We start from the raw sequence: 25,367 nt of genomic DNA, 5'->3' as shown, positions 1-25,367 counted from the left end.
ACCTTATTGATATGAGGGATTTTTGAGATGCAAAGCGCGCCCCTTGCCGTTCGATTAACATTTGCCGCGGCAAGCAACTGTGCCTATACTGCTGCCTAGTCAACTATTGCAGCTTCAGGGTTTTATGTCGGATTCTTCTACCCCATCCCCCGTTTCGCCGCTGTCCTCGTACCAGATGAACGACAGCGTCGGTTATCTGATGTCGCGCGTGAAGTCGGTGATGACCAACCTCGTCACGCAACGCACGCAGGAAGAGCTCGGCATCACGGGCACGCAGGCGAGCATGCTGTTCATGATCGCGGTCGGCAAGTGCTCGACGGCCGCCGAGCTTGCCCGCGAGTACGGGATCGACGCGAGCGCAGTCACGCGGCTGCTCGACCGGGTCGAAAAGCGCGGCCTGCTGTCCCGCGTCCGCAGCATCGAGGATCGACGTGTCGTGCGCCTCGAGCTGACCGACGAAGGCCGTGCGCTCGCCGAACGGCTGCCGCCGATTTTCCGCAGCGTGCTCGACCAGGTGCTGGACGGGTTCACGCCGGAAGAAGTCGGGTTCCTGAAGAGCATGCTGCGTCGCATTCTCAGCAACTATTGCGAGACCGCCGGCGGCAGCATCACGTAATAGTTGCCATAACAATTACTTTTGACAGATTAATGTAAGGAAATCCTTGCAGTGTCCATCATTCATTCCGAGTCAGGGATCAGCGCGATGAAATCCTCCCCGTTGTCCGTGCGCGCCGGGTCGTGCCGCACCGCCGTCGCCGTCGCGGTCGCCGCACTGGCGCTGGCGGGCTGCGCGAACTACATCGGCATCAAGAGCGACAAGCAGATCGCCCCCGCGTCGCAATTCGAATCCGCCCAGAGCCTGCCGGCCCAGGGCGGCCAGTGGCCGGCGCTCGACTGGGCCAGCCAGTTCGGCGATCCGCAGTTGCCGAAGCTGATCGACGAAGCCCTGCAGGGCAATCCGTCGATCGCGCAGGCACAGGCGCGCATCGCAAAGGCGTCGTCGTACATCGAATCGTCGCGCTCGAACCTGATGCCCAAGGCGGAAGCCAGCTATTCGTGGACGCGTGAGCTGTATTCGTCGAACGCGCTGTTCCCGCCGCCGTACGGCGGCCAGTGGTACAGCGAGAACAACGCGCTCGCGAGCGCGTCGTGGGAACTCGACCTGTGGGGCAAGAACCGCGAGCGCCTGCACACCGCCGTGTCGCAGGAAAAGGCGGCCGAAGCCGACATGCAGCAGGCACGCATCACGCTCGCGTCGTCGGTCGCACGCACCTACAACTCGCTCGCGCAGCTCTATGCGCTGCGCGATATCGCCCAACGCGAGATCACCAACCGCGAGACGGTCGGCAAGATCACCGACGGTCGCGTGTCGGCCGGCCTCGACACCAACGTCGAACGCCAGACGGCCCGCGGCAATATCGCGACGACCCAGGCTTCGCTGTCCGATCTCGATGGGCAGATCACGACGGTGCGCTACCAGCTCGCGGCACTGCTCGGCAAGGGCCCGGATCGCGGGCTGCAGATCGCGGCGCCCGTGATGAACCCGAGCGGCGATGTCGCACTGCCCGGCAACCTGCCGGCCGATCTCGTCTCGCGCCGCCCCGACATCGTCGCCGCGCGCTGGCAGGTCGAAGCCGCGATGCACGACGTGAAGGAAGCGAAGGCCGAGTTCTACCCCGACGTGAACCTTGCGGCCGGTTTCGGCTTCGATGCGTTCGGCTGGGGCAAATTCCTGAACTTCGCGAGCCGCCAGGCGCAATTCGGCCCGGCGATCCACCTGCCGATTTTCGACGCCGGCGCGCTGCGCGCGCAGCTCAAGGGCCGCTACGCGGACTTCGACCTGTCGGTGGCGAACTACAACCAGACGCTGATCAGCGCGCTGAACGACGTCGCGACGCAGGTCGCGTCGATCCGCGCAGTCGATCGCCAGATGGGCGATGCGCAACGCGCCCTCGACGCATCGACGCGCGCATACGACCTCGCGGTCATCCGCTACAAGGCCGGCCTGTCGCCGCAGCTGCAGGTGCTGACCGCGGACAGCAACCGCCTCGCATCGGAGCAGACGGTGACCAACCTGAAGATGCGCCGGCGCGACATGCAGCTTGCACTGATCAAGGCGCTGGGCGGCGGGTTCGACGCGACCGGCACGCCGCTTGCCGCGCCCGATGCCGACAAGACGACAAAACAGGCCGCCAACTGATCCGGCGCCACCACTACGCAGACACTCGAAATAACGGACGGAGAAAATCGCCATGAGCGACCAACAAAACGCCGCCAGCGCGCAGCCGCAGAACAACGGCAAGCGCAAACGGATGATGACGCTGCTCGTCGCGGTCATCGTGATCGCGGCCATCGCGTATGGCCTGTACTACTTCCTCGTCGCCCGCTTCCATGAAGGGACCGACGACGCGTACGTGAACGGCAACGTCGTGCAGATCACGCCGCAGGTCACCGGCACCGTGATCGCGGTAAAGGCCGATGACACGCAGACGGTGAAGGCCGGCGATCCGCTCGTCGTGCTCGACCCGGCCGACTCGCAGGTCGCGCTGCAGCAGGCCGAAGCCAATCTCGCGCAGACGGTGCGCCAGGTGCGCGGTCTGTTCGTCAACGACGACCAGTATCGCGCGCAAGTCGCACTGCGCCAGTCCGACCTGTCGAAGGCCGAGGACGACCTCCGTCGCCGCGTGGCCGTCGCGCAGACGGGCGCCGTGTCGCAGGAAGAAATCTCGCACGCACGCGACGCCGTGCGCGCCGCCCAGGCATCGCTCGACGCCTCGCAGCAACAACTCGCGTCGAACCGCGCGCTGACCGCAAACACGACGATCGCATCGCATCCGAACGTGATGGCCGCAGCCGCGAAGGTTCGCGACGCGTACCTGGCGAACGCGCGTAACGTGCTGCCCGCACCGGTCACCGGCTATGTCGCGAAGCGCTCGGTGCAGGTCGGCCAGCGCGTGTCGCCGGGCACGCCGCTGATGTCGGTGGTGCCGCTGAACGCAGTGTGGGTCGATGCGAACTTCAAGGAAGTCCAGCTCAAGCACATGCGCATCGGCCAGCCGGTCGAACTGACGGCCGACATCTACGGCTCGTCGGCGGTCTATCACGGCAAGGTGGTCGGCTTCTCGGCAGGTACGGGCTCGGCGTTCTCGCTGCTGCCGGCGCAGAACGCGACGGGTAACTGGATCAAGGTCGTGCAGCGCCTGCCGGTGCGGATCGAACTCGATCCGAAGGATCTCGCCAAGCACCCGCTGCGCATCGGCCTGTCGATGCAGGTCGACGTGGACATCAAGGACGAACGCGGCGACCAGCTCGTGAACGCACCGAACACCGTCTACGAGACCAATGTGTTCGCGAAGTACGGCGACGAAGCCGACGCCGAAATCGCCCGCATCATCGCCGAGAATGCCGGCGGCAACGCACCGGCGCCGGCTGCGGCGAAGTCGAGTGCCGTCGCGAAGATGATGTAACCGTTCCGACTCCGGAAAGACAACCGACATGGCACAGGCACCTGTCTCTCACCCGCCCTTGCAGGGCGGGCAGCTCGTGATCGGGACGATCGCGGTATCGCTCGCGGTGTTCATGAACGTGCTCGACACGTCCATCGCGAACGTCGCGATCCCGACCATCTCGGGCGACCTCGGCGTGTCGTCCGACCAGGGCACGTGGGTCATCACGTCGTTCGCAGTCGCGAACGCGATCTCCGTGCCGCTGACCGGCTGGCTGACCGACCGCTTCGGGCAGGTTCGCCTGTTCCTCGCGTCGATCATCCTGTTCGTGATTTCGTCGTGGATGTGCGGGCTCTCGCCCAACCTGCCGTTCCTGCTTGCGTCGCGCGTGCTGCAAGGCGCGGTGGCAGGCCCGATGATTCCGCTGTCGCAAGCGCTCCTGCTGTCGAGTTATCCGCGCGCCAAGGCGCCGATGGCGCTCGCGCTATGGGCGATGACGACGCTGATCGCGCCCGTTGCCGGCCCGATTCTCGGCGGCTGGATCTCGGACAACTACTCGTGGCCGTGGATCTTTTACGTCAACATCCCGGTCGGCATCGCCGCCGCCGCCGCGACGTGGGCGATCTACCGCAATCGGGAATCGGCCGTGCGCCGCGCCCCGATCGACGGCGTGGGCCTCGCGCTGCTGGTCGTCTGGGTCGGCTCGCTGCAGATCATGCTCGACAAGGGCAAGGATCTCGACTGGTTCGCGTCGACGACCATCATCGTGCTCGCGCTGACCGCGGTCATCGCGTTCGCGTTCTTCGTCATCTGGGAACTGACTGCCGAGCACCCGGTCGTCGACCTGTCGCTGTTCCGCATGCGGAACTTCACCGGCGGCACCGTCGCGCTGTCGATCGGGTACGGCCTGTACTTCGGTAACCTCGTGCTGTTGCCGCTGTGGCTGCAGACGCAGATCGGCTACACGGCGACCGACGCCGGTCTCGTGATGGCGCCGGTCGGGCTGTTCGCGATCCTGCTGTCGCCACTCACCGGGAAGTACCTGCCGCGCACCGATCCGCGCTTTATCTCGACGGCGTCGTTCCTGACGTTTGCGCTGTGCTTCTGGATGCGGTCGCGCTACACAACGGGGGTCGACGAATGGTCGCTGACGCTGCCGACGCTCGTACAGGGCATCGCGATGGCCGGCTTCTTCATCCCGCTGGTATCGATCACGCTGTCGGGCCTGCCCGGCCACCGCATTCCCGCGGCATCGGGCCTGTCCAACTTCGTGCGGATCATGTGCGGCGGCATCGGCACGTCGATCTTCCAGACGGCCTGGGACCATCGCAACAACTTCCATCACGCGCAACTGGTCGAGCAGGCGAACGTCTACAACCCGACGTTCAACCAGGCCGTCACGCAGATGGGCAACCTCGGGCTGACGCGGGACCAGGCACACGGGCTGATCAACAACCTGGCCACGCAGCAGGCCGCGCAGCTCGGCGTGAACGACCTGTTCTACATTTCGGCGGCGATCTTCGTGCTGCTGATCGGGCTGATCTGGATCACGAAGCCCGAGCGCTCGGGCGGTGGCGATGCAGGTGCCGCGGCATCGGCTGCACACTGAACACGCTGCCTGGACGCAAACAAAAAGCCCCGCTTCGTGAAGCGGGGCTTTTTCATTCCGACGGGCGCGCGTTCGCGCGGCTGCGTCAGGCTGCCGTGACGACGAGCCGCTCCGGCGCCAGCACGCCGTTTGCCTTGCGGGCCACGCCGAGCAGGCGAGTCGCGTCGTAGACGCGCACACGCCCGCCTTCGGTCGCGTCGATCGGGTCGAGCGACGACAGCGGCAAACGCTGCCCGTGCAGGAACCGCTTCGCGCTGGTTTCATCGAGACGAACCAGCGGAAACGTCGACAGCAACGCATCGACCGGCTGGAGCCACGCATCACGTGCCGCTTCGTCGGCATCGGACAGCGCATCGAGCGTTACCGCATGCTCGAGCGTCAGCGCGCCGACGCCCGTGCGCCGCAGCATCGTCAGATGCGCACCGCAACCGAGCGCCTCGCCGATATCCTCTGCCAGCGTGCGCACATAAGTGCCCTTGCTGCAGGTCACGCGAAACGTCACGTCAGGCAGGTCGCACGCGAGCAGGTCGAGGGCGAGGATCGTCACGTTGCGGCCCTCGCGCTCGACGGTTTGCCCCGCGCGCGCATATTCATACAGCGGTTTGCCATCGCGCTTGAGCGCCGAATACATCGGCGGCACCTGCACGATCTCGCCGGTGAAGCGCGCCAGCGCGGCTTCCACCGCCGCACGGTCGCATTCGACGGGGCGCGTGTCGATCACCTCGCCTTCCGCGTCGCCGGTAGCCGTACGCTGGCCGAGACGCATCGTCGCTTCGTAGGTCTTGTCCGCTTCGAGCAGATCCTGCGAGAACTTCGTCGCCTCGCCGAAACACAGCGGCAGCAAACCCGAAGCCAGGGGATCGAGCGTACCGGTGTGACCGGCTTTCTTCGCGAGCAGCAGGCGCTTCGCGCGAATCAGTGCATCGTTGCTCGAAAGGCCGACCGGCTTGTCGAGCAGGAGGACGCCGTCCAGCACGCGCCGGGGCACGCGCGGACGTTGGGATGCTGCAGTCGTCATAGGCCGGTCGAGCTCAGTCGTCCTTGGTAGCCGCGTCGGCCTCGTCGTCGTCCTTCGCGCGCGTCGAGTTCGCTTCCTTGATCAGGCGCGACATTTCCACGGCCTTCTCGATCGTCTGGTCGTAGTGGAAATGCAGCGTCGGCACCGTATGGATGTGCAGGCGCTTGAACAACAGGTTGTGCAAGTGACCCGACGCGTGGTTCAGCGCTTCCTGCGTCTTGGCCGGATCGCCGGTCAACGCGGTGAAGTAGACCTTCGCGTGCGCGTAATCCGGCGTGAGTTCGACGCTCTGGATGGTCACGATGCCGATGCGCGGGTCTTTGACCTCGCGCATGATGAGTTCGGACAGATCGCGCTGAATCTGGTCAGCGATCTGCACGTTGCGATTGGGGGAAGTACGTTTCCTGGACATGATCGATCCGTGATCCGTTTATCAGGATGAAGCGGCGGCCAGTGTTGGCGCGCCACCATGAAAATGGGCGGGACAGGCCCAAGCCTGCCCCGCCCATGAGCCGATGCGCGAGGATTACAGCGTACGCGCGACTTCGGTCACTTCGAAGACTTCGAACTGGTCGCCTTCGATGACGTCGTTGAAGTTCTTCACCGACATACCGCACTCGAAGCCTTGCTTCACTTCCTTCACGTCGTCCTTGAAGCGCTTCAGCGATTCGAGTTCGCCCGTGAAGATCACGACGTTGTTGCGCAGCACGCGAACCGACGACGAGCGCTTGACGATACCGTCCGTGACCATACAGCCGGCGACCGTGCCGACCTTCGGCACCTTGAACACCTGGCGCACCTCGACCATGCCGGTGACGACTTCGCGCTTCTCCGGCGCCAGCATGCCCGACATTGCCGCCTTCACCTCATCCACTGCGTCATAGATGATGTTGTAGTAGCGGATGTCGATGCCGTTCGCTTCGGCCAGCTTGCGCGCCTGTGCATCCGCACGCGTGTTGAAGCCGATGATGACAGCCTTCGATGCCGTTGCGAGGTTGACGTCGTTTTCGCTGATGCCACCCACCGCGCTGTGCACGATCTGCACGCGCACTTCGTCGGTCGACAGCTTGAGCAGCGACTGCACGAGCGCTTCCTGCGAGCCCTGCACGTCCGCCTTGATGATGAGCGGCAGGTTCTGCACTTCGCCTTCGCCCATCTGCTCGAGCATGCTTTCCAGCTTCGCGGCCTGCTGCTTCGCCAGCTTCACGTCGCGGAACTTGCCCTGACGGAACAATGCGATTTCACGCGCCTTGCGCTCGTCCGGCAGCACGATCACTTCCTCGCCCGCGCCCGGCACTTCCGACAGACCCTGGATTTCGACCGGGATCGACGGGCCGGCTTCCTTCGTCGGCTTGCCGTTCTCGTCGAGCATCGCGCGTACGCGGCCGTAGGCCGTACCCGCCAGCACGATGTCGCCGCGGTTCAGCGTACCGGACTGCACGAGGATCGTCGCGACCGGGCCCTTGCCCTTGTCGAGCTTCGCTTCGATCACGATACCCTTGGCCGGCGCTTCGACCGGTGCCTTCAACTCCAGCACTTCGGCTTGCAGCAGCACGTTCTCGAGCAGATCGTCGATGCCCGCGCCCGTCTTTGCCGACACCGGCACGAACGGCGAATCGCCACCGTATTCTTCCGGCACGACGCCTTCCGCGACCAGTTCCTGCTTGACGCGATCGGGGTTCGCTTCCGGCTTGTCGATCTTGTTGATCGCGACGACGATCGGCACACCACCCGCCTTCGCGTGGGCAATGGCTTCCTTCGTCTGCGGCATCACGCCGTCGTCGGCTGCCACCACCAGCACCACGATGTCGGTCGCCTTCGCGCCGCGTGCACGCATTGCCGTGAACGCTTCGTGACCCGGCGTATCGAGGAACGTGATGACGCCACGCGGCGTATCGACGTGATACGCGCCGATGTGCTGCGTAATGCCGCCCGCTTCGCCTGCGGCAACCTTCGCGCGGCGGATGTGGTCGAGCAGCGAGGTCTTGCCGTGGTCGACGTGACCCATCACCGTGACGACCGGCGGACGCGGCAGTTGCTCGGCGTCGGTACCGGTTTCGCCTTCGACGAGCAACGCTTCCGGATCGTCCAGCTTCGCGGCAACCGCGCGGTGGCCCAGTTCCTCGACGACGATCATCGCCGTTTCCTGGTCCAGCACCTGGTTGATCGTGACCATCTGGCCCATCTTCATCATCACCTTGATGACTTCGGAGGCCTTGATCGACATCTTGTGCGCGAGATCGGCAACCGACACGGTTTCCGGCACGTGCACTTCACGGACGATCGGCTCGGTCGGCGCCTGGAAGGACGATGCACTGTCCTGGTGACGGCCACGACCCTTCGGGCCGCCGCGCCAGCCGCGGTCGACGCCGCCGCTCGAATCGCCGCGCGTCTTGATGCCGCGACGCTTCGACGCGTCGTCCTGCCAGCCGCCCTTGCCAGCGCCCGGCTTCTTGTTGCGGTCGCCCGCGCCTGCCGGCGCCTGCGTCGTTGCCGGTGCCGCACCGGCCGGCTTCTTCACGGCCGGGCGCGCCTGCGCACCTTCCGGCTTTGCCGGCTTGTGCAGCGTGCCCTTCGCTTCGGCCGGCTTCGGCGGCTCGACCGGTTTCGGCGGCTCGACAGCCTTGACGACGGCCTTGCGCGGCGTGTTCATCATCTCGCGAATCGCACGCGCTTCGGCTTCTGCCGCCGCACGGCGCTTGCTGATCTCTTCCTGCTCGGCACGCGCCTTGTCCGCTGCCTCGCGGGCAGCGTCTTCAGCCTTCTTCGCCGCTTCGCGCTGCGCCGCACGTTCGGCGGCTGCGCGCGCCTCGTCCTGCGCGGACTGCGCCGATTGCGGAGTCTCCGCTTCCTGTTCGGCTGCAGCAGCCTGCTGTGCCGCTGCCTGCTGCTGTGCCGCCGCAGCTTCGGCCGCGGCACGCTTCGCCGCCGCTTCTTCCTCGGCGCGACGGCGCTCGGCTTCGGCCGCTTCCTCGCGGGCACGACGTTCCGCTTCCTCGCGCTCGAGGCGCTCCTGACGCTCGCGCAGTTCCTGCGCCTGCTTCTCGAGCAGCTCGGCCTCGCGGCGCGCTTCTTCCTCGCGACGCTTCAGTTCTGCATCGTCGTCCGCTTCGGCGACCTGCGCCTGACCCTGTTCCGCACCTTCGGCCACGTCGTCGCGCTTGACGAACGTACGCTTCTTGCGGACCTCGACCTGAATGGTGCGAGCCTTGCCCGTCGCGTCAGATTGCTTGATCTCCGACGTATGCTTGCGGGTCAGCGTGATCTTGCGCTTGTCGCCGTCGGTTGCGCCGTGCGACTTGCGCAAATGATCGAGCAGACGCGCCTTGTCCGTTTCGGACAGCGCATCGTCTTCACTCGCTTTCTGGACGCCCGCTGCCTGCAGCTGTTCGAGCAGCACACCAGCAGGCATTTTCAGTTCCGCGGCAAATTGGGCTACGTTGTTACTCGCCATTCATTCCTCTTAGTGCAAGGACCGATTCCTTGCGGTTAGCATCGGGTCAGGCCATACGGCCGCCATCAAATCAGTGCGCCATGGTCATTTCTCACTGGAACCAGTGTTCACGTGCTTTCATGATCAACGCCTTAGCGGCATCCTCTTCCATCCCGGTCATGTCGACCAGTTCATCCACAGCCAGCTCGGCGAGATCGTCGCGCGTCTGCACGCCGTGTTCGGCCAGCTTCGCGAGCAGCTCCGGCGTAATGCCGTCGAGGCTCTTGAGATCCAGCGCTGCGTTCTCGACCTTTTCTTCGTTCGCGATCGCCATCGTCAACAGCGCGTCGCGTGCGCGGTTGCGCAGTTCGTGCACGGTGTCCTCGTCGAACGCCTCGATTTCGAGCATTTCGTTGAGCGGCACGTACGCGATCTCTTCCAGACTCGTGAAGCCTTCGTCGATCAGGATGTCGGCAACTTCTTCGTCGACGTCGAGACGCGCCATGAACAGCGCACGCAGCCGGTCGCGTTCTTCACCCTGCTTCAGGGCGGATTCGTCCGGCGTCATGATGTTGATCTGCCAGCCGGTCAGTTCGCCAGCAAGACGAACGTTCTGACCGCTGCGGCCGATCGCGACAGCCAGCTCGTTCTCGTCGACGACGACGTCCATCGAGTGCTTTTCTTCATCGACGACAATCGACTGGACAGCTGCCGGCGCGAGCGCGCCGATCACGAACTGGGCGGGATCCTCCGACCATAGCACGATGTCGATGTTTTCGCCACCGAGCTCGTTGCGCACGGCCTGCACACGGGAACCGCGGATACCGACGCAGGTGCCGATCGGGTCGATCCGCTTGTCGTACGCGATGACGCCGATCTTCGCACGCACGCCCGGGTCGCGGGCAGCCGCCTTGATCTCGAGCAGGCCCTGCTCGATTTCCGGCACTTCCATCTCGAACAGCTTCATCAGGAACTCGGGCGCCGTACGCGACAGTTCGATCTGCGGGCCGCGCGCGGTGCGGTCGACCTTCGCGATGTACGCACGCACGCGGTCGCCCACGCGCAGGTTTTCCTTCGGGATCAGCTGATCGCGGCGCAGCAGCGCCTCGACGCGGCCCGATTCGACGATGAAGTTGCCCTTGTCGAGGCGCTTCACCGTACCCGTCATGATCTTTTCGCCACGTTCGAGGTAATCGTTCAGGATCTGCTCGCGCTCGGCGTCGCGCACCTTCTGCAGGATCACCTGCTTCGCGGCCTGCGCGCCGATGCGACCGAACTCGATCGACGGAACGGGTTCCTCGACATACTCGCCGACTTCGACGTCGGGCTTCTGCTCACGTGCTTCGAACAGCAGGATCTCGCGATCCGGCTCCTGCAAGCCTGCCTCGTCGGGCACGACGAGCCAGCGACGGAAGGTTTCGTGCTCGCCGCTTTCGCGATCGATATGGACGCGGATTTCGGCGCCTTCGTCGAACAGCTTCTTGGAAGCAGATGCGAGCGCGGCCTCGAGGGCGCCCAGCACCACATCCTTGTCGACGTTTTTCTCGCGCGCCAGCGCATCCACCAGCATCAACACTTCGCGACTCATTATTTGCGGCTCCTAAAGTCAACTTGCGGAATCAGGCGGGCTTTGTCGATATCGGCCAGCGTGAAATCCAGCATGGCCGCCTCGCCCTTCTTCCTCTCAAATTCCAAACCGATCGTTTCGCCATTCGGCGCGTGCAGAATGCCCCGGTACGTCTTGCGCCCGTCCAGCGGCTTTTTCAAGGTCACGGAAACTTCGCTGCCGGCGAAGCGCTCGAAGTCGGCCAGCTTCTTCAACGGGCGGTCGAGCCCCGGGGACGAGACTTCGAGCCGTTCGTAATCGATGTTTTCGACCGTCAAGACGTGCTGGAGCTGACGCGTGACCTTTTCGCAATCTTCGAGCGAGATGCCGGCAGGCTGATCGATATAGATGCAAAGCATGCCGCGCCCAGTGCGCTCGAGATCCACCAGCTCGTAACCGAGCCCGGTGACCGTGGTTTCTATCAGTTCCGTCAGTTGCACAGTGTCCTCTCAGGTGTTCGCGCCCGCCGCTCGCGAATTCACCCGCGGGCGCGCGCCTTAGCCGGCGCAGGAAGCGCTACCCGAGATGCCTAACCGTTTCAGCAAAAAAAAATGGGCGGAACGCCCATCTTCTTACTGGTGGTCGCACCTGAGCCGCACATTGAATCCGTACGCCCAGCGACTCCGCGATTATAGCGATTTTTGGCGCAAACGCCAAGCCAGCCGGTAAAAGCAGCGTGTCGCCCGCCTTTACCGACCCAAAAATGCGAAATCGGGTTATCCGATCAGCCAGCACCATCCTGCCAGGCCGGAGATCGGTCATGCCGGCTGCGACGCAGCGGCACGCAATATATATACAGTCGAAAGCGATCGGCGCAATACGCCGTGCCGGCAAAATCGGCGGGATGCCGATCGGGCCGGCACGCCGGCGGCTTTGCGCCGCCGTGCGCCAATATGTGTTTAGCGGCTGCGCGTACGACTGCGCTGCTGACGCTGGCCGCCGCCGCGCGGACCGCCGCCGTTGCCGGCGCCGTCAGCCCGATTACCGTTCGGATTGCGATTGCCGCCACCCTTGCTGCCGCCGCGCTTGGCGCCCGCGCCTTCGCGCTTGGGGCCTGCGCCGTACGACGCACGGTTGCCGTCGACATCGCGGCCGCCACCCGCTCGATTGCCGTCGCGACCACCGCCCGCGCGGTTGCCATCGCGGCCGCCGCCGGCACGATTGCCGTAACCCGACGGCGCAACCGGCAGGCTGCCGTAGCCGCTCAGGCCCGGCAAACCCGGCCCGCCGCGCCGACCGCCGCCGCGACGCGGCTGATCCAGCTGCCCGTGAGCCGTCAGCACCGGCTCGCGGCTGATGAAGCCCATCGATGTCTGCATCGGATCGGGCTGGCGACGCTCGGCCTGGCCGGCACCGCCGCGCTTGCCCTTCTCCTCGGACGGCGCCTTCAGGCCGACGGTCGCCATCAGCTTGCGCACCTGCGTGTCGTCGAGCTCCTCCCAGCGGCCGCGCTTCAGACCGCGCGGCAGCGGAATCGGACCGTGACGCGTACGGATCAGGCGGCTCACCATCAGGCCGACCGCCTCGAACATCCGGCGCACTTCGCGGTTGCGGCCTTCGGCCAGCGCGACGTGATACCAGTGGTTCGTACCCTCGCCGCCGCCGTCGCGGATGCGCAGGAAGTTTGCCGGGCCGTCATCGAGCTCGACACCATGCAGCAGCTTCTGACGCATGCCTTCGGCCAGCTCGCCGACGACGCGCACCGCGTATTCGCGCTCGACGCTGTAGCGCGGATGCATGAAGCGGTTTGCGAGGTCGCCCGAAGTCGTCAGCATCAGCAGACCTTCGGTATTGAAGTCGAGGCGGCCGACAGCGAGCCACTTCGCCGTCTTCATCGGCGGCAGTCGGTCGAACACCGACGGACGGCCTTCCGGATCCGCGTGACTGACGATCTCGCCCGTCGGCTTGTGGTACAGCAGCACCCGCGGCGGCTTGTTCGGCAGCTTGCGCTTGACCGGCTTGCCGTTGATCCGCACCTGGTCGGTCGGCATGATGCGCTGGCCGATGTGTGCGGGCTCGCCGTTCACCGACACGCGACCGGCGACGATCAGCTCTTCCATCTCACGGCGCGAGCCCATGCCCGCTTCCGCCAGCACCTTGTGCAGCTTCGGCGCGTCGTCGTCCGGCGACAGCACGCGCTTGTTCGCCGGCTGGTTGCGGCCGCGACGCAGCATCGGCGCACGCACGCCGCTACCGCCCGCGGAATTGTCGGCGTCGAATGCCGGCGACGTCACGTAGGCGAACAGTTCGTCCTGGGACGCATCGCCTTCCGTCTTCGCCGCACCACCTTCAGCCTTCGATGCGCCGCCGCGACGGCCCTGGCCGCCCTGACCGCCCTGGGCCTTGGCCGCGCTTTCGCGCTTGCCGGCCGGCTTGCGACCGCCCTTGGCCGCGCCTTCCTTGCGCGGCGCACGCGCCGGCTGCTGCGCTTCGGCGGCTTCGGCCGACTGAGCGTCAGCGTCTTCGCCACCCTGCGGCTCGCCTTCGGCGCCCTTCGACTTGGCCGCCGCGCGACGTCGCGCGATCAGGCTGCGCGGGCCTCGCCGCAGACCGCGGCGGGGACGTTCGTCGCCACCCTCGGCCGGAGCGCCCTGCTCCGGTGCATCGTCGGCACGCGCTGCCTGCACGGCAGGCGCGGACGATTCAATATCGTGGATATCTGTCAAAACAACCTCAAAATGTCAGGTCTCGCGCCCGGCGCGGGCGCGGCAAGAAGTTGGCCGCGTTCAGGCGCGACGCTGTTCGGGTTCTGCTTCGTCGTCCGGCAGCGCGTCGACACCGATGGGTGCACTGGCGCTTCGTACGGCATCGGCGAGACTGTCGGACGTGTCGTCCAGCATCTCGCCGTCCGCGGGACGGGAACGGGAGGCGTCGGCCTGACCAGCCTCGCCGGGCATGTCGCTGGCCGCTTCCGTTCCGTCTCCGGCAACCGCTTCGGCGGCCGGCTTGCGATCTTCCTCGCTCCAATCCGCGCGCAGCGGCTCGGGCTGCACACCGGCCGGCACTACTTCGGCGCCAGCCTGTTCCAGTTGTTCCGCTTGCCCGCGATCAGCTTCGAGCGTATCGCGGCTCGCGATTTCCTGCGTCGGCACGACGTCCGCCGCGGAATCGCCCGGCAATCCCGCCGGCTGGCCGGCGGATGCCTCGCCCGCCTGCGACGCGTCGCCCGCTGCGTCGTCGGCAATCGACATGTCTCCGTCGAAATCCATCGCCTGCTGCGCCAGCAGCGCAGCCTCGATGTTCGCGGCCGGCTCTTCGAGCGCCGGCAGATCATCGAGCGCCTTCAGGCCGAGGTCGTCGAGAAACTGCTTGGTCGTCGCATACAGCGCCGGGCGCCCCGGCACGTCACGATGACCGATCACTTCGATCCAGCCGCGATCCTCGAGTTGCTTGACCACCTGCGTATTGACCGTGACACCGCGAATCTCTTCGATGTCGCCACGCGTGACGGGTTGCCGGTACGCGATGATCGCGAGCGTCTCGAGCACCGCGCGCGAATATTTCGGCGGCTTCTCGGGATGCAGGCGATCCAGATAGTGACGCATCGCCGGCTTGCTCTGAAAGCGCCATCCGGTCGCCAGCGCCACCAGTTCGACGCCGCGGCCGGACCAATCCTGTTTCAGATCTTCGAGCAACGTGCGGACCGTGTCAGCCGACACGCCGTCGGCAAAGAGCTTGCGCAAATCGCCGAGCTTCAGCGGTTCCTGCGCGCAGATCAAAGCAGTCTCGAGGACGATCTTCGCCTCTTGGGTATTCATGCAGCTAGGCCAGACCCTGTGGTCAAACGAACCGGATCAACAAACAGACGAAAGGAACGGAAGACGCGCTCGCCCGATTCTGATCGGTCATATTGATGGGAGCACGAACCGGGGGCGGCGAACCAACTTCAGGTCAGGCCCAAACCGGACGGAACAGCACGGCTCAACGACGGAACCGCGTGACTGAGCGCCATATTACGCAAAATTGCCCGGTGCGTAAAGATGAGCCGAACCGGCTGCCGCCAGCGCGCCGAATCCGCTCCGGCCCCGCTTCAGCGGGTGGCCGCTCCGCGCGCGAGGAAGCTGCGCAACCGCTCGACGCCCGCGTCGAGTCGTGCCGGATCGCATGCGTAGCACCAGCGCACGAACCCTTCGCCTTCCGGACCGAATGCACGCCCGGGCGCAAGGCCGAGCCCTGCTTCACGCACCAGCGTCTTGCAGAACGCCAGACTGTCGGCCGCGCCCGGCAGGCGCAGGAACAAGTACATCGCGCCCGGTGGCGGCGGCACCTCGACGCCCGGCAGCGTGCGCAGCGCGGCAACCAGGTGATCGCGCGCGTCACGCAGCGCAGCGACGAACGACCGCACGAACGGCTCGCCATCGCGCAGTGCGACCTCACCCGCGGCCTGCACGAAACCCGGCGCGCACGACGTGTTGTATTCGACGAGCTTCGACAGGTCGCCCATCACCGCTGCCGGCGCAATGAGCCATCCCAGGCGCCAGCCCGTCATCGCCCACGCTTTCGAAAACGAATTCACGACAACGACCCGCTCTTCGCGCGACGCGATGTCGAGGAACGACGGCGCGCCGTCCGCGCCGAACGCGAGCCGCTCGTACACCTCGTCGGCAACCAGCCAGATGCCGTGGCGGCGGCAATGGGCGAGCACGGCCCGCTGGTCGTCACGCGACATCGTCCAGCCGGTCGGATTGTTCGGCGAGTTGATCAGCAGCATCCGCGTATCGGGTGTCAGCGCCGCAAGCAGCCGCCCGATCTCGAGCTGCCAGCCTGCCTCGCCATAGCCGAGTGGCACACATTCGACCCGCGCCCCAAGAATCTTCGGAATCTCGACGAGATTCGGCCACAGTGGCGTGACCGCGACGACGCGCTCGCCCGGACCGACCAGCAGCTGCGCGGCCAGCATCAGCGCACTCACACCCGAACTCGTCACGGCCACGGTGTCGGCCGCCGTCGCACCGTGACGGGCGCTGACGTAGGCCGCGATCGCGTCGCGCAACGGCGCGGTACCGAGGTTGTGCGTGTAGAAGGTTTCGCCGTCGCGCAGCGCCGCCGCCGCGGCGTCGCGAATGAAGTCCGGCGTCACGCGATCGGATTCGCCGAACCAGAACGGCAGCATGTCCGGCACGCCGAAGCCGGCGTTTGCCACTTCCCGGATCAGCGACGGACGCAACGCGTGCACCACATCGCGCGCCGCCAGCGCGCCGGACACCGAAAGAGAACCAGCAGAATGCGCCATCGAGCACCACCGTCGAGGAACACGATCCGCGTAGTGTACCGGCCCCAAGCCGGACCGACGCACGTCGGCGCGCGTCAGTCGAGGTCCTCCGCCCTCGCCGGCATCTGCCGCACAAGCTCCCAGATCGCCTGAGCGGCAGGCGACAACGACCTGTCGCGGCGGCGCACCAGCTCGACCGTGCGTTCGGTGCGCGGCGTGAGCGGCCGCGCAACGAGCGTCGAGCCGGCCGGCAGCGGCAGCGAGAGCCACGGCTGCACACTCACACCGACGCCGGCCTCGACGAGGCCGAACACGGTCGCCGAATGCCCGAGCTCCTGCATGACCGTCGCGTTGACACGATGGGTGGCCAGCGCGGCATCGATCAGCGGCCGGCTTCCCGACGCATGATCGAGGAGCACGAGGCGCTCGCCGTCCAGCGCCGTCCAGGGCACCTCGGCGCGCGCCGCGAGCGGATGGTCGGCGCGCGCGACAAGGCAGAACGAATCGGTCATCAGCGGTTCGCAGACGAGATCGCCAACCGTGAGCGGCCCGATCACGACGCCGAAATCGACCTCGCTCGACTTCACCTTGCGCAACACATCGCTCTGCACGTCGTCGCGCAAGCCCAGCGTCACGAACGGGAACTGGCGCTCACACGACGCAACCACGCGCGGCATCAGCCGGCATGCAATCGTCGGGCTGGCCGCGACGATCACGCGACCCCGGCGCTGCTCGCCGATTTCGCGAATCTCGCGCAGCGTGTCGTCGAGATCGTCGAGCAGACGAGACACACTCGCGATCAGGTTCGCGCCGACATCGGTCAGCTGCACGTCGCGCGTCGTGCGGTCGATCAGCTTCAACCCGAGCTCGGCCTCGAGCTCGCGCACGCAGCGGCTGACCGCGGACTGCGTGAGCCCGATTTCGTCGCCCGCGCGACTGAAGCTACTGAGCCGCGCTACCTCGATGAAGACGCGAAGCTGGCGCAGCGTGACGTTCATTTCCTGACCTCATCAATCGTCGATATCGATGCACGATTTTAATGCGCGAATCCGGCGTCGACGTGCGAATCAGGCATCTGCCCCCATGTTTCGCTGCGGTGCAATACCTACGCGAACGCACGCGGTGCGGGCGAACTGCACAAGATTGGTGATTGTCCCGATTTGCTGGCGGGTTATTTTGGCGTCTTATACGCCCCTAGCTGACTTAGCCGTTAGCTCGCTGCCAAGCGGCTCTCGAGGGAATTACCTCCGACATGGCACGCTTCGTGCATCACCTGGCGCACAGGGCGCAGGTTTCGTCGGACGGAAGAGCAGAAACGCCGCTGCCGGCCAACCGGACGCCCCCACCCGGCACTCGACGATCGAGTGCTTGAAGAGTGCGCGGCGCAGGGCAGCGCACCGGAGTTAGCTTCGCTGAGGTGAGGACATGATGCTGTTCGACGATTTGAGAGATAACGAGTGGGCGCTGGTCGAAGGTCTGTTTTGCTCGGAACCCGCACGGAGTGAGCGGCGCGGCCGCCCCCGCGTGGAAGCCCGCTCGGTGGTGAACGCCGTGCTGTGGGTGCTGTCGACGGGCGAAGGCTGGTCGAAGCTGCCAGGCCGCTATCCGTCGCCGCCGACTTGCCGCCGCCGCTTCGACGAATGGCAGGCAGACGGCACGCTCGCCGAAATCGTGAAGCGACTCGGCACGAGCGGCCGGCAGATCTCCCTGCGCGGGCGCATCGGCGCGAGTGCTGCGAAGCCGCCCGCCCCGCCGAGCCGCGACCGGCTGCGCGGCGCCTTCTGGACCAATCCGGAATCCTGGCGCGCGCCCGTCAAAATGGCGTAACGAATGCTCGATCGGGCGGCTTCGGCCGCCCGGTTTCTTTCCGCAACTCGATCTGTTCGCGACGCCTGCGGTGCCGTCGATTACCGTTGTCGTGGCGCGATACATCTATTTACCAATATTTACAGCAAGCCTGCACTCCCGCGCTTACCTTAGCGACATATCAACAAGCCGCGTGGCTTGAGGGGAGCCCCGCCATGAAACCAATGTCACTGCTCGTTGCATGCGGCATTGTCATTTCCCTGGCGTTGTCCGCTCCAGCCCGCGCCGACGATCGCGCGAAGCCGCCCCATCGCCAGCAGGATCACCGGAACACGCTCCGCCAGCCACCCTCCGCTAACGCGTCCGGCCGGCAGACCGTGCCGCGCGGCGACCTGCGCGGCGACATCGCCAGCAATGCGCGAGCGCGCATCGGCTCGCAGCCGTCGGACGTACCGCGTCATCCGTAGTCCTGCCAATTTCAGGATTTCACCAAAGAAAATGCCCGCTGCCGGGAACTGCGCCGCATGCGGCGAGTCACAACGTTGCCATGAGCACAGCGTGGCAACAGCAAAAGTATCCGGTACGCCCGTATCCTCGCGATACGGGCTTTTTTTTGCATCGCCTGCCGCTCGGCGTTGCGTGCGGAGAAATGATCGGCCGCTACAGGCGGCTTTCGAGAATCGCCACGGCACTCGCTTCGCTCAATGCGTAGTCGGCCATGCGGCGATCGGCCCAGGAAAGTAATTTCTCGTCGCGCTCGAGGCGCGAGAACTCGGCTCGGCCGCTTTCGGTCAGCACGGCAATGTCGACCGGTGCGTGAAAGCCCGGCGCGGGGGCAACGGTTTTCTGCCTGACCGTGTCCATCAGCCCAAGCGAACGGAGATACTCGAACACGCCCGGGCGGCGCGCCCACGGTACCTGGCGGTACTGCACTCGTCTCAATGCGTCGAGCACCGCTTCGTTGGAATACGTGGCCATCTCGATTCTTTCTTAAAGTGCAGCGACAATGCGAAGCGGCGCGCCGGGCGGGGTCTCCACCCACCGATACCGCCACCGATTCTGGAGGCCGACGTTCGGCGTCGCGTCAGGGCTGGATCGTCAGCCGTCCATAAAAAGACACCATACCCCAATCAAATTGATTCTGTTCGATTCATTTGTACTTCTCTTCATCTGTTTCATGCTCTGCCGCAAGCGGCGGCAAATCATCTCGATGGCCGCCGCTGCGCTGTTCTGGCTGCTCGCGACAGGCTGGCTCACCGCGCCGCTGATCGCGTGGACCGAGGCGGGAGTCGTACCTGTCGAGCACCCGGACATGCATGGGCGGACCACACTGATTCTCATCGGCGCCGGAACACGGCGCACCGACGCCGGGCTGCAGCCCCCGCCTGACGGAGCCGCCCGCATCCACAAGGTCGCGGCGCTCTACCACGCGTGCCGGCAGCAGGCCGCACACTGCACCGTGGTGATGTCGGGCGGCGACCCGCAGCATCACGGAGCAACCGAAGCGGCCGTCTACGGACGCCAGCTCGTCGCGGAAGGCATTGCTCCCGCGGACCTCGTTCTGGAACCAGATAGCCGCACAACCTACGAAAACGCGAAATTCACTGCGCCTATACTACGCTCACAGCATGACGACGCGCGCATTCTCGTCACTTCGTCATATCAGATGCGCCGCGCATTGCTCGATTTCCGCCACTTCGGGATCGACCCGCAGCCCGTTTATGCGAATCGCCGGCGCGCGCAAACGGGCTGGCTGCCGCGCTGGCGCAACCTAGCCAACGCCGAACAGGCGCTGCATGAACTGGTCGGCATCGCGCAGTTCCACGTCTATCGATGGCTCGGGTGGTTCTGACTGACGGCTGCGGGAAACCCGAGTGGGAATGAATGCGGCGGCGACGATGGCAGGCGCGTGACGAAGTGTGCGAAGTGTTGCGCGACTTCAACGGGGCCTTGCGTCCCGCCACGATCCGATGCACATTGATCCGTCACTTTTGTTACACTCGACACGCACTCGATTGCAGTCGCCAGACAAAACGGCAACACTCGGGTTCATCACCACTTAGCGGAGGTAAAGCAATGAAGAAGACGTCCCTGGCTATCCTGGTAGCGATGTCGGCGCTGACTGGCGCAGCGTATGCGCAAGAGAGCACGGAAATCAAGACGATTACCGATCCGGCCAAGATCTCCGAGATCGAGCAGCGCGCACAGGCGCTGCAGCAGCAGCAAGCGGCCGAAGCCGCACAGCCGGCGATGCAGGAAGAGCATCACCACGGCAAGAAGGCTGCTCACCACAAGGCTGCCGCGAAGAAGGCCGGCAAGAAGGCTGCCAAGGCCGCAGACGCTGCCAGCCAGTAAGTTCGGCGGTACCGCACAAGAAAAAGCCGAATCCGGGCAACCGGGTTCGGCTTTTTTGATTGCGGCACGCGTGCGCTGTGCTAAAGTCGCGCACCGAATTTTTCCACCCGTGCGCACCCCGGTGCGGAGGACAGCATGAGCAACATTCAACTCGACATCGAGTGGACCGAAGCCGCCACTCGCCAGATCAAGCAACTGATGCCCCGCGGCTCGGCCGACGCATTCCTCGCGCTGCCGCCGATCGAGTGCCTGCCGATGGAGGGCGACGTGCTCTTCCTCGGCCCGCAAGGCAAACAGCAACCGTTCATCGTCGCCGAGCGCCAGTATCATCACGACGGCGACGCCGACTGGACGATCATCCTGATCCTCGACGTCCCCAACACGTCGCACTGACGCACCCCGCGACCGGACACGTCCGGTCGCCCCACCCGGCTCAGACGAGCTTCGACAGCACGCGGATTTCGGAACGCTCGATCCAGTCCGCGGCCGCTTCGCGATAAGCAAGAATGTGCGCGGAACGCGCATGGGCAGCAAGCGCCTCCTCGCTTTCCCAACGCTCGACGAATACGAACCGCGCGGGCTCCTTCAGATCCCGATGCAGGTCGTACTGCAGCGCGCCTGCTTCGTTGCGGGTCGGCTCGACGATCCCTTCGAGCTGGACGCGCAACTTCTCCTCGGCGCCCGGCTTCGCCACGATCAGCGCCACGACTGCAATTTCCGCCATTCCGCCCCCCTCATCTCGAAAAGTCCGAGAATACGCGAATCGTGTATCGGCTGCGCCGGCACGGCCCCGCACGACGGCCAAAAAAATAGCCCGCGCTTCAGAGAAGCGCGGGCGAAACCGTCGCCCTACGAGGATAGGCGACGGGGCCATCGGGATCCGCACGCTGGCGCGGATCATCATCAGTTGCGCCGACACTTGTCGCATCGGCATTCGAAGACGTCGATACCGTTGATCGCGCGCTCGCGGCGCACCCCCGGTATCTGACGCCATCCTCCCTGTTTCAACGATTCCAACATATAAAGCAGGTTGCGTGCCAGCCATAACATGCGAACCACCTCATTGATTTATAAGGACAAAATTTTTGCAGCCGACAATACGGCACATGTTCTGCCGCCGTAACGCGCGGATGTTACGTAACGTCACGAGAAGGGACCGAACACCTCTCTCATGTGTGTGCCGGCGAGCGGCAATGAAAAAGCCCGCCATGTGGCGGGCTTTTTCATTGGTGCGGAGAAACCGCGGAAATCAGCGGAGCTGATTCACGAGCAACCCCATGATCTGGCGAGCCGGCGACGATGTGTCGATCACACCCGAATCGTCAACGACCGCCACGCGCGTCTGGTCGGCCGTGAGCGCCTTCACGTTGACACGGTACTGCTTCGCCTGCTTTTCCTTCTTGCCGTGGAACAGCTGGCTCCAGAAGCCCTGCTCGGCCGAAGTCAGATCCTTCGGATCGACATAACGCACGAAATACAGGCCCTTCGTGCGATCGCGATCATCGACCGTGAAGTTCGCACGATCGAGCGCGAGACCGACGTGCAACCACGACCGGTCGTACGGCTCGCCAAGCGTGACTTCCGACGGCACGGCCGCGTCGGCCGCATCGTTGCCTTGCGCCGACGTGCGGGAGACGTTTTGCGCGGCAATCGCGGCAGCCGCCTTCGACGACGCGTCGGTGTCCGCCTTCTTGTCCTTCGGAATCGTGTTGTCCTTGATGTTCGCGATCGGCGGCTCGCCGTTCTTCGCGCGCTGCTCGTTCTGTGCGAGCACGGCCATCAACCGCTTCAGGTATTCGGTCTCGAGCGCCGGATCGTTCGGCTTCGGTTCCCACTTGCTCGAATCGTTGTTCGCGCCCGTGATCGCTTCGCGCATCCCCTTCTGGCTGATGAACACGTAGGTGCCGCCATTCGGCGCCGCATCGAGACGCGTACGATACTTGTTGCGCTCGGCCGTCACGTACGAGTTGCCCATCGCCTTCGAGATCACGCTGCGGATCAGGCCGTCGTTGATCTGCGGATGGGTTTCGTTCCAGTCGGTTTCCATCACGCCCTTGTCGCGCTGGTCGACGACGAGCAGGAAACCCTGCTCCTGCCAGAAGCGGCGGACCTGCGTCCAGACGTCGGCCGGCTGCTTGCCGTCGATCACGAGCCAGCTCTCGGTGCCGTCGCGCTGGATATGCATGCCGGCCACGGCCGGAGCAACGGTGTCCAGCGCAGGCGCCGCCTGCTGGACCTGCTGAAGCGCGGACAGGGAAGTCGCGCCGCCCTGGGGCGGCAGCGAACGCTGATCGGCCGTCTCGTCGAGCATGTTGGGCGGCACTGCGAGCGACGCTTCCTTCGATTTCGAATCGCTCTTGTAGTCCACTTTCGTGGGCGACGACGTACCGCAACCGGCGACGAGCGCGCCGGTGGCGAGCACTGCAGCGAACCGCATGGTAAGACGAAGATCAGTCATGTTCGGGGAATCCTCTTCCGCTAAATCACGGCGCTTTCCGTGGATCAACCTTGCATTTTACCGGGGCCGCGCCGCGATGTGCAAAAAAGCGACCGGCAAGAAAAAACCCGCGTCAGCCCAAGCTGACGCGGGTTCTTGTCTGGTCGGGGCGAGAGGATTTGAACCTCCGACCACCTGCACCCCATGCAGGTACGCTACCAGGCTGCGCTACGCCCCGAAAGAAAAAAATTATAACAGACAGTTTTCCGATTTAGAACGGGTCACATGCATTTTGTGAATGTTCTTGCGAAATTTTTTGACGTAACGCCTCCGATGCAGCCAACGACGCGCATGACATGGCGACCTTCGCACCGGCCGCACGGCCCCCGCGCATCGCATTCAAAGCTTGCGCGCGATACAGATGACCGTCAGGCCGGCGACGCGGTTGAAGCGAAACATCGGCAACTCGATCCGGCAGATCGTCTTGAGCAAGCCGTTGACGAACGGATGGTGACGGCGCAATTGCGACGCCGGCTCGCGCGGATGCCGACGCGCCCGCTCCCCCAGCCGCAGCGCTGCCGCAAGCGGAAACGTAAGGCCGAAATAATAGGCGCCGTGCTCGACGTCGAGCCCCGCGCGGCGCACCACGTCCTCGAGACTGCCGAGCGTATATCGGCGCTTGTGCTCGAGAAAATCGTCATGGCCGCTCCAGAGGAACTGGAACGCGGGAACCGTGATCAGGAACCGGCTTCCGGAAGGCGCGCCCGCCACATAACGTGCGAGTAAACCGACGTCGTCGTCGACATGCTCGAGCACGTCCATCAGCAACACAAGATCGGCATCGAATCGTTCGACGGAGCGCCGAAAGTGGATGGGCTTGCCGGCCGCCTCCGCGTCGGTATCGTCGGCGTAGCTCGTATCGACACACCATGCCTCCGACGCCTGCGTACGCTCGAGCAAGTGCTTCGAGAAGAAGCCGGAGCCTGCACCGACATCGAGTATCCGGTTCGCACCCGATGCACCCAGGAACCGGCGGATCGCACTCGCCTTCGACGCGTAGTACCAGTGATCGCCCACGCCCGCACCCAGTACGTCGACTTCCTTGAGATCCATGACGCTTCCCCGTGATGGCTACTTGTGCTTTGGTCGATACAGCCACTGTTGCCGATCTTACCTCGCCGCTGCCACCGATCCTACCCGTCGACGACGCACATCCGCTATCGGTATCCCGTATTCCGCCCTAATCGAAAAGGACGATGGCCGGTTCGCCGCAAATCGCTACCGTGCGCTTACCCGGTGCGAGACCGATGCGCGCGGGCGATCCGTCCGACTGCATGCCGATCGATCCGGCCCGCCCCGGCTTTGCCGCGTCGCGTGCGAGACACGAGGCGGCGGCGGTCACCACCGCGGTCGCGACCGCTTGCAACCTTCTTCGACAAAGGACATTGAATGCATCAGAAAAACGAAATTTCCCGTCGGCATTTTCTCCGGCTGGGTGCCGGCACGATAGGTGCGGCGCTCGGGAGCGCGTCATTTCTGTCGGCATGCGGGGGCGACTCGATTTCGGTCGCGCCGGTCGCGACGCCGCGGCTGGGTTCCGCATCGAATTTTCGCGACACGGCCGGGCCGGACGGAACCGGCTATGTAACGACGAGCGGCGCGAAGATGAAGAAAGGCGTGATCTATCGGTCATCCGCGCTCGCGTTGTCCGCCGCCGACATCGCCACCGTCGGCACGCTCGACATCAGGCAGGTCTGCGACCTGCGTACGCCCGCCGAGATCAAGACGCAACCGGATGCGCCGCTGGCCGGTGCCGCATGGCAAAACCTCAACGTGCTCGGAGTCGCCAGCATCACCCCGATCCCGACGACCGGCGCCACCGCGACAGCGTTCATGCTGAGCATGTATCGTGCGTTCGTCACGTCGGACTCCGCGCATGCCAGCTATCGTGCACTCTTCACCGGCTTCGCTGCCTCCGGCGAAAACCTGGTGTTCCACTGCACGGCCGGCAAGGACCGCACCGGCTGGGCCACCGCCATTCTGCACACGATCCTCGGCATCTCCGGGCAGACGATACTCGCCGACTACCTGTTGACCAACGCCTACAGCGCGTCGGAAATCTCCGCCTCGATCGCCCAGGCACAAAAAGCCGGCGGGCAAAATGCGGCAGACATGATGACCGCGCTGCAGGGCGCGCACGCTGACTATCTGCAGGCGGCATTCGATCAGGTCACCGCGTCGTACGGCTCGATGGCGTCGTATATCGCGAACGGCCTGCAACTCGACCAGGCAACGCTGAACGCCATCCGGCAGCACACGCTGGTCTGATCCACCTGCGGGCCGCTTCGACGGGGCCGGATCGAATCTGCGCTTCGATCGCAGCGGCAGCTGCACCTCGTATCCGGCGGAACCCTTACCAGCCAAGGCCTGGGCGGGTTTTCCCGG

At 65.0% G+C, this 25,367-nt stretch carries 22 protein-coding genes, 1 tRNA gene and 1 pseudogene; 10 read left to right on the top strand and 14 right to left on the bottom strand.

The genetic code is table 11. The features are described from left to right. Positions 1-124 precede the first annotated feature (124 nt). The 4 genes from APZ15_RS11365 to APZ15_RS11350 all read left to right on the top strand — a co-directional run bounded on the left by APZ15_RS11365 (position 125) and on the right by APZ15_RS11350 (position 5,055). The gene (locus tag APZ15_RS11365; RefSeq protein WP_027787684.1) at positions 125-616 is read left to right on the top strand and encodes a MarR family winged helix-turn-helix transcriptional regulator; all 492 of its coding nucleotides are present in this window, start codon (positions 125-127) and stop codon (positions 614-616) included. An 87-nt stretch (positions 617-703) separates the two neighbouring features. Then, positions 704-2,200 (top strand): efflux transporter outer membrane subunit, encoded by a 1,497-nt coding sequence (locus tag APZ15_RS11360; RefSeq protein WP_027787685.1) that lies wholly within the window; start codon positions 704-706, stop codon positions 2,198-2,200. Between the two features lie 52 nt (positions 2,201-2,252). Next, complete coding sequence (locus tag APZ15_RS11355; RefSeq protein ID WP_027787686.1) at positions 2,253-3,467, top strand: HlyD/EmrA/EmrK family protein; 1,215 nt, start codon at positions 2,253-2,255, stop codon at positions 3,465-3,467. Between the two features lie 28 nt (positions 3,468-3,495). After that, positions 3,496-5,055: a DHA2 family efflux MFS transporter permease subunit gene (locus tag APZ15_RS11350; protein WP_021162400.1), complete on the top strand. Its 1,560-nt coding sequence runs from the start codon at positions 3,496-3,498 to the stop codon at positions 5,053-5,055. Between the two features lie 85 nt (positions 5,056-5,140). Here the strand turns inward: APZ15_RS11350 and truB are convergent, their stop codons facing one another. From truB to APZ15_RS11305, 9 genes are all read right to left on the bottom strand, one after another. Then, entirely contained in the window at positions 5,141-6,073 is a 933-nt protein-coding gene (gene truB, locus APZ15_RS11345; RefSeq protein WP_027787687.1) for a tRNA pseudouridine(55) synthase TruB, read from the bottom strand. Between the two features lie 13 nt (positions 6,074-6,086). Beyond that, a complete protein-coding gene (gene rbfA, locus APZ15_RS11340; protein ID WP_021162402.1) occupies positions 6,087-6,485 on the bottom strand; it encodes a 30S ribosome-binding factor RbfA in 399 nt (132 codons plus the stop codon). 114 nt (positions 6,486-6,599) lie between these two features. Beyond that, positions 6,600-9,527: a translation initiation factor IF-2 gene (gene infB / locus APZ15_RS11335; protein ID WP_027787688.1), complete on the bottom strand. Its 2,928-nt coding sequence runs from the start codon at positions 9,525-9,527 to the stop codon at positions 6,600-6,602. Between the two features lie 91 nt (positions 9,528-9,618). Beyond that, entirely contained in the window at positions 9,619-11,094 is a 1,476-nt protein-coding gene (gene nusA / locus APZ15_RS11330; RefSeq protein WP_006476166.1) for a transcription termination factor NusA, read from the bottom strand. Next, on the bottom strand, positions 11,094-11,552 hold the full coding sequence (gene rimP / locus APZ15_RS11325; protein ID WP_014897219.1) for a ribosome maturation factor RimP: 459 nt from the start codon (positions 11,550-11,552) through the stop codon (positions 11,094-11,096). Before rimP ends, nusA begins: the two co-directional genes overlap by 1 nt. Positions 11,553-12,011: 459 nt before the next feature. Then, a complete protein-coding gene (gene rluB / locus APZ15_RS11320; RefSeq protein WP_027787689.1) occupies positions 12,012-13,778 on the bottom strand; it encodes a 23S rRNA pseudouridine(2605) synthase RluB in 1,767 nt (588 codons plus the stop codon). A gap of 60 nt (positions 13,779-13,838) precedes the next feature. Further along, complete coding sequence (scpB, locus tag APZ15_RS11315; protein WP_027787690.1) at positions 13,839-14,870, bottom strand: SMC-Scp complex subunit ScpB; 1,032 nt, start codon at positions 14,868-14,870, stop codon at positions 13,839-13,841. A 272-nt stretch (positions 14,871-15,142) separates the two neighbouring features. Continuing rightward, a complete protein-coding gene (locus tag APZ15_RS11310) occupies positions 15,143-16,345 on the bottom strand; it encodes a pyridoxal phosphate-dependent aminotransferase (RefSeq protein ID WP_027787691.1) in 1,203 nt (400 codons plus the stop codon). Between the two features lie 74 nt (positions 16,346-16,419). After that, complete coding sequence (locus APZ15_RS11305; protein WP_027787692.1) at positions 16,420-17,322, bottom strand: LysR family transcriptional regulator; 903 nt, start codon at positions 17,320-17,322, stop codon at positions 16,420-16,422. 430 nt (positions 17,323-17,752) lie between these two features. On the opposite strand from APZ15_RS11305, the pseudogene APZ15_RS11300 reads away from it, so the two are divergent. Continuing rightward, positions 17,753-18,148: pseudogene (locus APZ15_RS11300) on the top strand (transposase); the annotation flags it as partial. 197 nt (positions 18,149-18,345) lie between these two features. After that, positions 18,346-18,597, top strand: a complete 252-nt coding sequence (locus tag APZ15_RS42115; RefSeq protein ID WP_027787693.1) for a hypothetical protein — start codon at positions 18,346-18,348, stop codon at positions 18,595-18,597. A 193-nt stretch (positions 18,598-18,790) separates the two neighbouring features. On the opposite strand, the gene APZ15_RS11295 is transcribed toward APZ15_RS42115, so the two are convergent. After that, positions 18,791-19,108 carry a hypothetical protein gene (locus tag APZ15_RS11295; protein ID WP_027787694.1) on the bottom strand — a complete coding sequence of 106 codons (318 nt, stop codon included), beginning with the start codon at positions 19,106-19,108 and terminating at the stop codon, positions 18,791-18,793. Between the two features lie 157 nt (positions 19,109-19,265). On the opposite strand from APZ15_RS11295, the gene APZ15_RS11290 reads away from it, so the two are divergent. The 3 genes from APZ15_RS11290 to APZ15_RS11280 all read left to right on the top strand — a co-directional run bounded on the left by APZ15_RS11290 (position 19,266) and on the right by APZ15_RS11280 (position 20,878). Then, positions 19,266-19,982, top strand: coding sequence for a YdcF family protein (locus tag APZ15_RS11290; protein ID WP_027787695.1), 717 nt, complete (start codon positions 19,266-19,268; stop codon positions 19,980-19,982). Positions 19,983-20,206: 224 nt separating this feature from the next. Beyond that, the gene (locus tag APZ15_RS11285; protein ID WP_011351789.1) at positions 20,207-20,485 is read left to right on the top strand and encodes a hypothetical protein; all 279 of its coding nucleotides are present in this window, start codon (positions 20,207-20,209) and stop codon (positions 20,483-20,485) included. Between the two features lie 135 nt (positions 20,486-20,620). Next, positions 20,621-20,878 (top strand): hypothetical protein, encoded by a 258-nt coding sequence (locus APZ15_RS11280; protein WP_021162409.1) that lies wholly within the window; start codon positions 20,621-20,623, stop codon positions 20,876-20,878. Between the two features lie 40 nt (positions 20,879-20,918). On the opposite strand, the gene APZ15_RS11275 is transcribed toward APZ15_RS11280, so the two are convergent. The 4 genes from APZ15_RS11275 to APZ15_RS11260 all read right to left on the bottom strand — a co-directional run bounded on the left by APZ15_RS11275 (position 20,919) and on the right by APZ15_RS11260 (position 24,035). Continuing rightward, complete coding sequence (locus APZ15_RS11275) at positions 20,919-21,209, bottom strand: putative quinol monooxygenase (protein WP_027787696.1); 291 nt, start codon at positions 21,207-21,209, stop codon at positions 20,919-20,921. Positions 21,210-21,734: 525 nt separating this feature from the next. Continuing rightward, positions 21,735-22,943: an outer membrane protein assembly factor BamC gene (bamC, locus tag APZ15_RS11270; RefSeq protein WP_027787697.1), complete on the bottom strand. Its 1,209-nt coding sequence runs from the start codon at positions 22,941-22,943 to the stop codon at positions 21,735-21,737. 140 nt (positions 22,944-23,083) lie between these two features. Beyond that, positions 23,084-23,160, bottom strand: a tRNA-Pro gene (locus APZ15_RS11265). 161 nt (positions 23,161-23,321) lie between these two features. After that, positions 23,322-24,035 (bottom strand): class I SAM-dependent methyltransferase, encoded by a 714-nt coding sequence (locus tag APZ15_RS11260; protein WP_027787698.1) that lies wholly within the window; start codon positions 24,033-24,035, stop codon positions 23,322-23,324. Between the two features lie 336 nt (positions 24,036-24,371). On the opposite strand from APZ15_RS11260, the gene APZ15_RS11250 reads away from it, so the two are divergent. Beyond that, positions 24,372-25,250 (top strand): tyrosine-protein phosphatase, encoded by an 879-nt coding sequence (locus tag APZ15_RS11250; RefSeq protein ID WP_027787700.1) that lies wholly within the window; start codon positions 24,372-24,374, stop codon positions 25,248-25,250. The last annotated feature ends 117 nt before the right edge of the window (positions 25,251-25,367 follow it).

The sequence above is a fragment of the Burkholderia cepacia ATCC 25416 genome, from assembly GCF_001411495.1.
Taxonomy (GTDB): Bacteria; Pseudomonadota; Gammaproteobacteria; order Burkholderiales; family Burkholderiaceae; genus Burkholderia; species Burkholderia cepacia.
This window is presented reverse-complemented; position numbering and strand designations above follow the sequence as displayed.